Genomic DNA, 11,444 nt, shown 5'->3' on the forward strand with positions numbered 1-11,444 from the left:
TTCTTTTTTTAATGAAAAAGAAAGGAAAAAAGGGCGTTTTATTTAGCGCGTTTTAAGTTGTAATTGGTATTATTACTATATTTGAAATAGACAATTTGAAAAGCTTAATTTTATAAAAATGTTATATTGAGTGTAGTTGTAAATTAAAATATTCTGGTTTTATAAAACGAATATTAAAACTATCTTTTTTGTAAGTTTGTTATTAAAATAATTCAGATATGAAAGTTCATCATTTAGCCAAAGAAAAATCTATTTTAAATAAGTTTTTATTAGAATTAAGAAGTGTGTCTATTCAAAAAGATGCAATGCGTTTTCGTAGAAATATTGAGCGAATAGGTGAAGTTTTAGGGTATGAATTAAGTAAAAATTTAGTTTTTGAATCTAAAGAAGTAACAACACCTTTAGGAGTAAAATCAACTGAAATTCCTGTTAATGATGTGGTTTTATGCTCGATACTTAGGGCAGGATTGCCATTGCATAACGGATTATTAAATTATTTTGATGATGCTGAAAATGCTTTTATATCAGCATATCGTCATCATCCAAATAACGATGAAGAATTTGAGATAGTTGTAGAGTATTTTGCTTCTCCATCAATTGACGGTAAAACATTATTATTGGTTGATCCGATGTTGGCAACAGGACGATCGTTAGTTGCCGTATATGAGGCGATTAAAAAATACGGAACACCGAAAAAAATCCAAATAGTTTCAGTTATTGGCTCTACAGAAGGTGTTGAGTATATTGCAGATTTTTTTCCAGAAAACACAGATTTATGGATTGCTGATATTGACGAAGGGTTAAATGATAAAGGATACATTGTTCCTGGTTTAGGGGATGCAGGTGATTTAGCTTATGGAGTAAAAGAATAGTATATGGATTTCACGGCTATAACAGAATTTATTTTAATTTTTTTATTTGCGGCCACCAAGTTTGCAATGGCTGTAGGTTACATGTTATTGCCAACTACCAATTATAATTATTTAGAGATAGTTGCAATGCTGATTACCGCTGGATCTTCTGGTGTAATATTTTTTTACTACACTACCGGCTGGATTAATATTCAAATCAATTCACTTCTTCCAGAAAAGAAAAAAAAAAAAGTTTTTACCCGTGGAAACAGACGTTTTATCAATATAAAAAACAAGTATGGCCTGATTGGCATTTCTTTATTAACCCCAGTTTTACTTTCTATTCCTTTGGGTTGTTTTTTAGCATCTCGCTATTTCTCTAAAAATAAATACACCCTACTTATAATGATAGCTGGAATAGTGTTTTGGGGAGTTATTTTTCCTTTGATTAAGTTAGTTTATTAGAATTACTCTAAACTTTTCTTCTTAAAAAGAATATATCCAAAATGGAACATAAAACTCCAATGATCTTCAAATTGCTCATAATAATTTGCGTTTAACGCTATTGGCCCTAATGGCGTTTTATAAACCAATGAAGAGGAATAAATAATATGTCCTTCATCCCATACTTTACCATAGTAAGCTTCTTTATTGGCGTTTTGTAGTATATTTTGATGCGGTTGAAATAAATAACCTTCAACTCTAAACTGCATATTTTTTGTTATTTGAAAAATATTTTTTAACCCAACGGCTAAATAATTATGTGCTCTAAAATTTTCTTGAAACAAAGTTTTACTTTCTGATAACGGTTCAAAAGCAGGAGCAGTTAAAACAGTAGCAGTATAATTATGAAAAAATGATTGGTTATTATACACGCCTTCGGCAAACAAACCAGCACGCAGCACATTGTTTGGATTATCAACCCGCGCATAAAAAGTCAGGGTGCGACTCATCATGTCAGCAACAGGATTGACCCGATTAATTTGGCCATTAAAGGTTTGATCCGCTAAGCCTTGCACACTAAAGACCACTTGTTGGCCCACATGCAGCATGGATTGAGCCTGAGCGGGTGCGGTGGCTTTTAGTTCGGTTAAACGGGTCATCAGTTTTTCAAGCGGTTCGTCAAGGTCAATACCAACCTTTTTTGCCAATCCAGCCACGCGAAACGCCTGTTCGGATGCAGGGCCAGCAATCGACAAAAACTCGCGCAAAATACGCACAGTTTTCGGGGACACAGCGGCTTGGGCCAGCATTTGCTTTTCGCGATAACGCGCCACAATTTCTTCAGCTTGCCGACCTGAATAAGGCGATAGGCCCGCAGCATCCATTTCGGCGGCGACTTTTTTGGTTAGCTCGGCATCATCGCTTGGCAAATCATTTGCACCATCAAATTGCTCAGGCACAGCCAAACGATCCAACAGGCGGCCCATGGCAGCATCATGGCCAAACCGGTCGCGCACCCGCGGACGCCACACATCGGGCAAATCAATTTTGGCCAATAGTGTTTCAAACAAATCTACTGCACCAAGGTGCAGGCGCGGCGCTGTCTCACCATAGAGCGCACTTGCTTCAATGGCGAAATGCATCACCTCTGAAAATGTTTTGTCGCTGTCTTTTGGGGCCAAAAACTCCAAGCCAGCTTGGTCAAATTCAAAGGGGCCATAGTCACGTTGACGGAAGACAGGGCCAAGATAGCCATAGTTTTTTGACAGTCCTACGGCGTCGCCAGCTAAATATTGCGCCGCGATGGGCAGCGTAAAATCTGGTCGCAGGCAATAGGTCGTGCCATCTGGGCCATTGGTCAACATTAAACGCCGACCAATGTCCTCACCCGCGAGATCAAAAAATAGATCGGCTGGCTGCAAGATATCTGGCGAAACCAATTCAGCTAAGGTGCCAATACGGTTGGCCAGCTCGGCGCGTTGATCTGAAAAATCGCTCATGGGGCTATTCCCCGTCTGCGCTGTCTGGTTCAAGCAAGGCATGGATATGCGCAACAAGGTCTGCCCGCTTGACGCTCGCTTGCGCGGGTCGCGCTGCGCGCCATTCTGCGTTGTCAGTGATTTCAAGTGACGCCAATTTGCCAGCGACCAAGTCTTTGACTTGCACTTCGCCTGCTTCGCGCTCTTGGCTACCTTCGATGATCACCGCAGGCGCATTGCGCTTATCGGCATATTTCATTTGCTTGGCCATGTTTTTGGACGCGCCCAAATAGAGCTCAGCGCGAATGCCCGCTTTGCGCAAGTCGGCGACCATTGCCTGATAAGAAGCGATTTGATCTTTATCCATGATCAGCACCACAACCGGGCCTTGCTTTTCAGTAACGTCTAACTCGCCAACCAATTGCAACGCGTGGGCCAAACGGCTCACACCAATGGAAAAGCCCGTTGCAGGCACTGGTTCTGGGCGGAACCGCGACACCAGACCGTCATAACGACCACCACCACCAACAGAACCAAACACAACGGTTTGGCCTTTTTCGTTTGTTACAGGAAAGGTCAATTCGGCTTCAAATACTGGACCCGTGTAATACTCAAGGCCGCGCACCACGGATGGGTCGATTTTGACTTTGTCGCGTGGGTAACCTGCGGCATCAAACAAAGCTTGCATTTCTTTTAGTTCTGCGACGCCGGCGGCCCCTGTTTCGCTGCCCTCAACTTGCGCGGCGAGGACTTCAAACATTTTGTCGGCGTCCGCATCTGCCATCACATAGGCAAGAATGCGATCAATTTGCGCATTATCAAGACCAGCGCCTTCTGTGAAATCGCCACTTTCGTCTTTTCGGCCAGCGCCGAGCAACAATTTCACGCCCTCTTCGCCGAGGCGATCCATTTTATCGATGGCACGTAAAACGGTGAGTGCTTTTTCCGGCTCTTCGGCCAAACCGGCTGCAGCTAGTACACCATCCAAAACTTTGCGGTTATTGACCCTGATGATGAATTTGCCGCCAAGGCCCAATTCGTCCATCACATCAGCCATCATCATGCACATTTCAGCGTCCGCTGCTGGATCAGGTGCGCCAACACTATCTGCATCAAATTGCATGAACTGGCGGAAACGGCCCGGTCCTGGTTTTTCGTTGCGGAACACATAGCCCTGTCGGTATGAGCGATAGGGCTTTGGCAGGGCGTCATAGTTTTGTGCAAAGTAGCGAGCGAGCGGCGCGGTCAAATCGTAACGCAGGCTCATCCATTTTTCATCGTCGTCTTGCAGCGAAAACACGCCCGCGTTTGGGCGGTCCGTATCGGGCAAAAATTTGCCAAGGCTTTCGGTATATTCAAACAGCGGCGTTTCAACGGGGTCAAAACCATAGCGCTCATAAACCGAACGAATGCGATGGAACATTTGCTCCAAAGCTATGATTTCGACCGCATCACGATCGACAAAGCCTCGGGGCAAAGTTGGTGCTAAACGTTTGGTTTTCTTGGCCATAGGTGCCTCTGAAATGAAAAGAAAAGTACGCGCCTATTTGGCGCTTCGAGTGGGTTGTTAGCCGATCACGCCATAGGACACAAGTATTGGTGAGAAATGGGGATTATGCTTAGGCTTATTGCCTAGCCATGTTTGGGTTTTGGCGGGGTGAACTTGGCCCGCGCATCCAGCGCCTTTTGGCGGCAAAAACAGTCTTCTGTATGATCATTGACCAACCCCATTGCCTGCATAAAGGCATAGGCGGTTGTTGGTCCAAAGAATTTCCAGCCGCGCTTTTTCAGGTCTTTTGCAAAAGCTTTTGACATGTCCGTTTGCGCCAATTTGCGCACCTCGGCTTCTGTTACATGTTGGGGCCGGTCCTTAGGACTTGGCTCAAACTGCCAAAAATAGGCGGCCAAGGTGCCAAACTCTTTTTCAAGTTCAATCGCACGCGCGGCATTATTGATGGTTGCTTCAATTTTACCGCGATGGCGCACAATCCCTGAGTCTTGCAGCAATCGATCTACATCGTCAGGTCCATATTGAGCGACTTTATGGAAATCAAAACCATCAAATGCGGTGCGAAAGTTCTCGCGCTTGCGCAAGATGGTCAACCAGGAAAGGCCAGATTGAAAGCCTTCAAGACACACTTTTTCGAACAGCCGAATGTCGTTATCTACGGGATAACCCCACTCGGTATCATGGTAGCGTATGTACATTTCATCGTTGCTTCCCCAGAAACAACGGCCAACATATTCGTTCATTGTAATATTTAACGGTTGCAATCTTGTCGATTTTCACTAAATTCCTTCAACAGTTCATTAACACTTGCGTTAATTCAGGGTCCGTCGTGCGAAATCAAGCCACAAAATCGCCAGATCAAATGAAAGTTTTGATTGTCGATGACAATCAATATGCATGTGCGCTGGCTGCTGCACAACTGAAAAAACTTGGCATTGGTGAAACCAAAAGCGTGGCCTCGGGTGCAGAAGCCTTGTTGCAGCTGATGCATAAGGACTTTGATGTTTTATTGAGCGATTGGTACATGCCAGATGTGTCCGGCGCTGGCCTGTTGGGCGTTATACGTGACCCCCGATTTGGCGACAATAGCAATATTGCTGTTGTGGTTATGACGGCCTACGCCAGCAGTGACAATATTGAGCGCGCTTTAGCACTTGGTGCCGATGAAGTGGTGATAAAGCCGGTAAATGGCACCGATTTGGGCAAAGCGATTGCCAAGGCGATCACCAAAAAAGAAAAAAACCAGAGCATTCCGGCAAATGACGAAGTGATGGAAGAAGACGAAGAGGACGATGATGGCATGGTCATGCTTTGATCTGCACATTCATCTTCTGTAAACCATTCTTGCTAAGTCCTTACTTACCACGCTCTTTCACCGTTTATTGCGGGTGATCAACTAAGGTTTATCTCAAATTGTAACTGCACGTATTTGATGCGGGCTGAGTGTGAGTTTGAGTAATGCGTAAGTTTTTGGTGGTATTTCCAGCCTTGGTTGGCGCTTTTGTTTTGTCGCTTATGGGCGCCGGGTTTGCCGATGGTGGCTTGATCAAATCAAAGAATAGCTTTGGGCAGACTATTTACGTGCTGCCGCCCGAAGGCATGAGCGTGACCAAGGGCACGCCAAAACATAAGCTAGAGGTAAAAAACCCTTACGGTCAGCACCCAGAGTTTTTACGCCAAGTTGTTGCCTACAATAGCGAATATACCAAAGGCACCGTTGTTGTGGATACCAATGCGCGGTTTTTGTATCTCGTTTTGAGCAATGGGCGCGCCATGCGATACGGCATTGGCGTGGCGCGATCTGGGTTTGAATGGTCAGGCACCCACAAAATCACCGCGAAACGCGAATGGCCCGGCTGGACACCGCCCGCCGAAATGCGCGCGCGTGAACCGCATTTGCCCGCTTACATGCCAGGCGGGATCAATAACCCTCTTGGTGCCCGCGCCCTATATATTGGCAGCACGCTTTATCGATTGCACGGCACCACCCAGCCACGATCCATCGGCAAAAAGGTTTCTTCGGGCTGCATTCGGCTTACGAACGAAGATATTAAGGATTTATATACAAGAGTTTCAATTGGCACGCGCGTGGTTGTTATTTAATTTACCTTTAACGCGCAACATTACGGCCGAATATTCAACAAATTTGGCCGACGATAAATGGACTTCATTCTTTCAAGAATTAGGCAATTTGGACGCGACGAAAGTGGCGCTTTTGCTGTTATTTTCGGCGTCATCGCCATTGTACTGCTCGCCACGGGCGGCGCTGCCGTTGACTTTGTGAACATCCAGCAAAGCCGCAAGACGACGCAGATCAGCCTAGACGCAACGGTTCTGGCCCTTCAGCCAGAAATCTACAAAAAAAGCAAAGGCTGGATCACCAATAGGGCCAACGACCTCATTGAAGAAGGTCTGTTGGGCACTGGCGTTGCAATGTCCATCAGCAGCGTGGAAATTGATAAGGAAGCTGGGCGTCTTTACATCGCGGCCGATATTTCTCAACCGACTTTGTTTGTTCGACTCATTGGCATCAATGAAATGAGTGCCCGGCTGATTTCTGAGGCCACACGGGCGAAAAACCGTCTTGAAGTGGCAATGGTGTTGGATAATTCGGGGTCTATGTCTGGCTCTCGTATCTCCAATCTCAAAACGGCTGCCAAGTTGGCTGTCGACATTTTGATGGGTGCGGAAGATGAGCCCGAAAAAGTGTTCATTGGCTTGGTCCCCTTTACCATGAACGTAAATGTTGGCGCAGATAAAAAGACAGCGACGTGGATGGACACAATGGGCCAGTCGTCAGCAAACTGGGACAATTTTGATAATGATGACAATGAAGACACCGGACACGACGTCACCGACGTGAACGATAGGTTTTCCCGATTTGCGCTTTATGATCAGCTCAAGAACGTAAGCTGGAAGGGATGTGTGGAAGCGCGTCCTTATCCGCTAGATACCAATGATGCCACACCCAACGCGTCTAACGGCGACACCTACTTTGTACCCATGTTTAATCCAGATGGTCCGGACAGCGGCGCATCGACGACCGCTGATTATTTGGACGATGAAGGTGGTACGTGCGTTGCGCCAACAAAGCCGGGCGAATGCACATTTCGGAGCTGGCCTGGAACAAAGAAGAAAAAGGGCAGCAGAGCGCCTGGGCAGTATAGTTGGTGGAATCCTGACAAAGGGAGTTCAACATCAGGCACAGATGCGTGTAGCTGCGACGGGCAAACGATCACATCTACGACGACTTGGAATGATAAGAAAAAGGGAATGATCACACAGGTCACATGTGACACATCTGGCTCATCATCTTTGTCACCCCGTGAATACCAAGAACGGCTATGTAAATATAATGGCGCGTCGGCTTCGCCAAGTTCTGGGGATCACTCTCCCAACGGGACTTGTATCAGTCGCGAAATCTTGCCGCTGACCAACAAAAAGTCGACCCTGAAGACTAATATCACCGCCATGGTGGCAGGTGGGGGCACGAACATACACATGGGCACCATTTGGGGCTGGCGTGTATTGTCGCCCACCGCTCCATACGATGAGGGTGTGGCTTACAATGATGGTGCAAGCAAGGTTATGATCATCATGACGGATGGCCAGAACTATTCGTCACAATGGGGAAGCTTTAACGGGGCATATTATTACCCGGCCTATTCTTGGCCCTACAACAAACGCCTTGGTGACGTAGGGTGGTCGAACTCGTCCATTATCGCAGAAATGGATAAACGCACCAAAGAAGCGTGTGAAAACGCGAAGGCAAAACCTTCCGAAATCGAAATTTACACGATTGGCTTGGGCATTTCGAAAAGCTCGTCCAACGGGAAAATGCTATCTGCCTGTGCATCGGATGCAGGGCATGCCTATTTCCCATCAACGCCGTCGGATTTGGTTTCCACGTTTGAAACAATCGCAAACCAGCTGTCAGACTTGCGTCTTTCGAAATAAGAGAGAATGGCTTGGGGAGGTGGTACCGCCTCCCCGGCTCGAACGGGGGACCCCTAGTTCCACAAACTAGTGCTCTAACCAACTGAGCTAAGGCGGCATATCCATTTTGTGCGCCGATACATAAGGCCCACATCATATCTTTGCAAGAGTGCTTTTAGGCCAAATTACACTTTTTTTCCACACCCTGACCATCTTAACCATGAAACCGGACTGTTTGGGCACAGAACACGGTTTTTATGGACCAATCCCTTGATGCGCGATATTTAAATAAGAGTAAACTAATGCGCCAAGATTGTTTCAGTTTGGCACAGGGAAGTAAGAGTAGTTATGCAGCAGGACTGGATTTATACCGAAGTGGGAAAGCGCGTATTGGGTTACGCACTTGATCCGCGTCCTGTTTGGTTCTGGAATGGGGATGGAAGCGAACTCATTTGGCGCAACCTTGCTGCCAAACTTTTCCGCTCCAAATTCAAGAAGAAGGGCTTAAAGTTTTTGCCCGATCCGGTGCCGCTGAAGGGCCAAGTGACGCGCTTAATTCGCTTGGGCAATGATGGTCGCGCGTCGGTTTCACGGATGCGGTTTCAGATGGGCAAAAAGCCAGTTTCTGCCACCTGTTCATGCGTGCCTCTTAAAACTGAAGATGGATCAAAAGGTCTGTTGGTCATCTCAACAGATAGTGTTGACTTTGGTTTGTTTGATGGCGACGCATTTGCCTTGGTTGCGGATGAGCAATTGTTTTCCCCCGCACAAGACTATGTCATCATCAACGCAGAACGCGAAATCGTTGCTGGCGCCACATCTTCTGGCGACGCTGATGAACTTCAAAATGTGTTGGCTTTGCCGTTTGAAGCATTAAGCGCTGCTTCTCGACTTGACGTCAGCTTGAAAGCGGGTGCGTCGTTGTTGATGTTGGACTTGGGTCAATTATCGCCGACTGACGAACCTGTGCCCACCCAACCCATCATATCAGACGATGTGAATGCAACAGATTCTGCTATTCCAACAGAAATCGATGCCGACGTACAAACAAGCGCAGAACCAACCGTCAAGGACACGCCGTTGCCTGAAGGCAACGAATTTGATGGTGCACAAGCAGATGAAGAGCAAGCGCTATTAGAGCCAACTGCCGAGGAGCAAAGTGAAGTGGAAGATGACGCCTATGATATGGCGCATCTGGACACGATGGACGCTCCCACTGATCAAACCGAAGAAACGCGGGCTCAAAGCGAAGACAATGCTTCAGAGGAACAGGCTGAGACAGATGATGGTTTGAGCGCTCCTTCTGCCCTCACCGATTTGATAGATCACCTTTATAAATCTGGCGGCAATATCACCACCTCGGAGTTGGATGATGCAGACCTGCTGGCGCAAAACCGCATTGATGCTGAGGTAGACTTTGCCGATGACGCATTGGCAGACATTGAAACTTTGCCCGAAGCAGAAATAGATCAGCTCAGCACCCCGCTTGAAGAGGTGCGCAACGAGATGGCAGCACTTGATAATGGCGAGGCGGAGCAGGAAGAAACGAGCCTGTGGAGCATTTCAGCCAGTGAAGTCACACGCGATGTTGAAACAACAACATCGTCTGCGATCAATCAAGATGAAGATAAAACGTCAAAATACAATTTTGATGAATTGTCACGCATTCTGCGCGAACGCGTAAACACTGAAGAAACGCGCAAATCAACAAAATCACCAAAAAAGCAAAAAGACGAGACAAAAGAAGCGTCTGAGCGCGAAGCAGGCAAAGTCATATCTATGACGCCAAAGCCACCTGTTGCGCCGAACGGCAAATCGTCTTTGGTGGCGTTGAGCGACGAAGCCTTGGTTTTGAACAAATTGCCATTGGGCATTTTGATTTTTAAGGACCAAACGGTGCTGTTTGCCAATCGGTCAATGGCGGATTTGGCGGGCTACAACACTACAAATGATCTGCGTGATGCGGGATTGGACGAAATCCTGCCCCGCGCGGATGATGCGGGCAACGAGTTTGGCCCTGTGGCTAAGATCTTGCGCCAAGACGGTGAGAGCGTTGATGTTGTGGCGCGTTTGCAAACAACGATTTGGCATGGCCAAAACGCCTATATGCTGACGGCGCGGGAAGAGCCTTCCACGCGGCCGAGCAATGGCATCATTTCCCAAGGGCGTGACGGCGCACAAATCGATTTTGGCAAGATATCAGCGGCCCTTGGTCAAGGGTGCATTCAGCTCAATCGCGCTGGCTATGTTTTGGATTTGGATGCGCGCGGCAGCCAGCTTTTCGGGCCATCAATCGACTTGCTGCGCAATCGCCCCATTCTTGAATATGTGTCTACCGACACACGAAGCGCTTACTTAAGCGTGCTTTCGGGCGACGCGGAAACGGGTACCATCAAGGTATTTGCAGGGGCTGAACATTGCGAGATCAAGCTGTTTTTGCAAGACATCGAAGATCAATCTAGTTCGATTTTTGGGCTAGTGACGAAAGTGCATGCGGATCAGGAACAAATTGATCACCAAAAGGACGAACTCAACAGCATTCTACCCATTTTGAGCCGCGAAATCCGACGCCCATTGGCTTCCATCGCCGGTTTCAACAGTCTGATGAAAGACGAAGCCTATGGGGCGATTGAGAACGATCGCTATAAAGAATATATAGCCGACATTCACGCTGCGACCCGTCAAATCGAGCAGGTGATTGGTGAAATTGATGACCTGAGTCGCCTGAATATTGGTGAAATTGAACTGACGAACAATCATATCGATTTAGGGTTGATGCTCAATCGGTGCATCGTGCGCATTCGCGGCCAAGCCAATGCGCAACAGGTTTTTGTGCGTAGCGCGATACCAGAAACCAGCTATTTTGTTGAAGCGGACGAAAAACTACTGACCCAAACGATCATGAACCTTTTGGCCAGCGCGGTCACCCTTACGCCCGCTGGGGGCAACGTGGTGCTAAGCGCTGTGCGTGACGACAAAGGTGATCTGATGATCCACGTGCGCGACATGGGTGAGCACGGGCAAAACCGGCACGAACAATTTATTGTCTACCATGAGCCGGTTGGCGATCAGGAGAAACCAGCAGATTTTGTGCGCTCCGGGGTTGGCCTTTCGCTAACGCAAGCGCTGGCAAAGGCCAATGCATTTTCCCTGTCGCTGGATCAAATTGGACGCTCAGGCATGCTTATGGAGTTGGCCATTCCCGCGGATCGGGTCACGGGGACA

At 47.3% G+C, this 11,444-nt stretch carries 9 protein-coding genes and 1 tRNA gene; 6 read left to right on the forward strand and 4 right to left on the reverse strand.

Translation table 11 applies throughout. The features are described from left to right. Nucleotides 1-218: 218 nt before the first annotated feature. Nucleotides 219-872 (forward strand): uracil phosphoribosyltransferase, encoded by a 654-nt coding sequence (gene upp, locus Q0231_RS04695; RefSeq protein ID WP_299345696.1) that lies wholly within the window; start codon nucleotides 219-221, stop codon nucleotides 870-872. A 3-nt stretch (nucleotides 873-875) separates the two neighbouring features. Next, on the forward strand, nucleotides 876-1,316 hold the full coding sequence (locus Q0231_RS04700) for a hypothetical protein (protein ID WP_299345699.1): 441 nt from the start codon (nucleotides 876-878) through the stop codon (nucleotides 1,314-1,316). Between the two features lie 2 nt (nucleotides 1,317-1,318). Here Q0231_RS04700 and Q0231_RS04705 read toward each other — a convergent pair whose 3' ends face one another. The 3 genes from Q0231_RS04705 to Q0231_RS04715 form a co-directional block, all read right to left on the reverse strand. After that, nucleotides 1,319-2,836: an ATP phosphoribosyltransferase regulatory subunit gene (locus Q0231_RS04705; RefSeq protein ID WP_367274473.1), complete on the reverse strand. Its 1,518-nt coding sequence runs from the start codon at nucleotides 2,834-2,836 to the stop codon at nucleotides 1,319-1,321. Continuing rightward, the gene (hisS, locus tag Q0231_RS04710) at nucleotides 2,799-4,283 is read right to left on the reverse strand and encodes a histidine--tRNA ligase (RefSeq protein WP_299345705.1); all 1,485 of its coding nucleotides are present in this window, start codon (nucleotides 4,281-4,283) and stop codon (nucleotides 2,799-2,801) included. The genes Q0231_RS04705 and hisS overlap by 38 nt, the downstream gene beginning before the upstream one ends. A gap of 122 nt (nucleotides 4,284-4,405) precedes the next feature. Continuing rightward, nucleotides 4,406-5,026, reverse strand: a complete 621-nt coding sequence (locus Q0231_RS04715; protein ID WP_299345708.1) for a DNA-3-methyladenine glycosylase I — start codon at nucleotides 5,024-5,026, stop codon at nucleotides 4,406-4,408. An 86-nt stretch (nucleotides 5,027-5,112) separates the two neighbouring features. Between Q0231_RS04715 and Q0231_RS04720 the strand changes: the two genes are divergently transcribed. The 3 genes from Q0231_RS04720 to Q0231_RS04730 all read left to right on the forward strand — a co-directional run bounded on the left by Q0231_RS04720 (nucleotide 5,113) and on the right by Q0231_RS04730 (nucleotide 8,240). After that, nucleotides 5,113-5,598: a response regulator gene (locus Q0231_RS04720; protein WP_299345711.1), complete on the forward strand. Its 486-nt coding sequence runs from the start codon at nucleotides 5,113-5,115 to the stop codon at nucleotides 5,596-5,598. A 143-nt stretch (nucleotides 5,599-5,741) separates the two neighbouring features. Next, entirely contained in the window at nucleotides 5,742-6,386 is a 645-nt protein-coding gene (locus tag Q0231_RS04725) for a L,D-transpeptidase (protein ID WP_299345713.1), read from the forward strand. Between the two features lie 57 nt (nucleotides 6,387-6,443). After that, complete coding sequence (locus Q0231_RS04730) at nucleotides 6,444-8,240, forward strand: pilus assembly protein (RefSeq protein ID WP_299345716.1); 1,797 nt, start codon at nucleotides 6,444-6,446, stop codon at nucleotides 8,238-8,240. Between the two features lie 20 nt (nucleotides 8,241-8,260). Here the strand turns inward: Q0231_RS04730 and Q0231_RS04735 are convergent. Then, nucleotides 8,261-8,337: transfer RNA gene (locus Q0231_RS04735), tRNA-His, on the reverse strand. A gap of 230 nt (nucleotides 8,338-8,567) precedes the next feature. On the opposite strand from Q0231_RS04735, the gene Q0231_RS04740 reads away from it, so the two are divergent. Further along, on the forward strand, nucleotides 8,568-11,444 hold a 2,877-nt coding region (locus Q0231_RS04740), incomplete at its 3' end, for a histidine kinase dimerization/phospho-acceptor domain-containing protein (RefSeq protein ID WP_299345719.1).

It is taken from the genome of uncultured Maritalea sp., assembly GCF_937139385.1.
Lineage (GTDB): Bacteria > Pseudomonadota > Alphaproteobacteria > Rhizobiales > Devosiaceae > Maritalea > Maritalea porphyrae_A.

Bases quoted from the DNA above. Each gene is read 5' to 3' on its own strand.
- upp (WP_299345696.1), top strand. From the start codon at position 219: ATGAAAGTTCATCATTTAGCCAAAGAAAAATCTATTTTAAATAAGTTT.
- Q0231_RS04700 (WP_299345699.1), top strand. From the start codon at position 876: ATGGATTTCACGGCTATAACAGAATTTATTTTAATTTTTTTATTTGCG.
- Q0231_RS04705 (WP_367274473.1), bottom strand. From the start codon at position 2,836: ATGCCTTGCTTGAACCAGACAGCGCAGACGGGGAATAGCCCCATGAGC.
- hisS (WP_299345705.1), bottom strand. From the start codon at position 4,283: ATGGCCAAGAAAACCAAACGTTTAGCACCAACTTTGCCCCGAGGCTTT.
- Q0231_RS04715 (WP_299345708.1), bottom strand. From the start codon at position 5,026: ATGAACGAATATGTTGGCCGTTGTTTCTGGGGAAGCAACGATGAAATG.
- Q0231_RS04725 (WP_299345713.1), top strand. From the start codon at position 5,742: ATGCGTAAGTTTTTGGTGGTATTTCCAGCCTTGGTTGGCGCTTTTGTT.
- Q0231_RS04730 (WP_299345716.1), top strand. From the start codon at position 6,444: ATGGACTTCATTCTTTCAAGAATTAGGCAATTTGGACGCGACGAAAGT.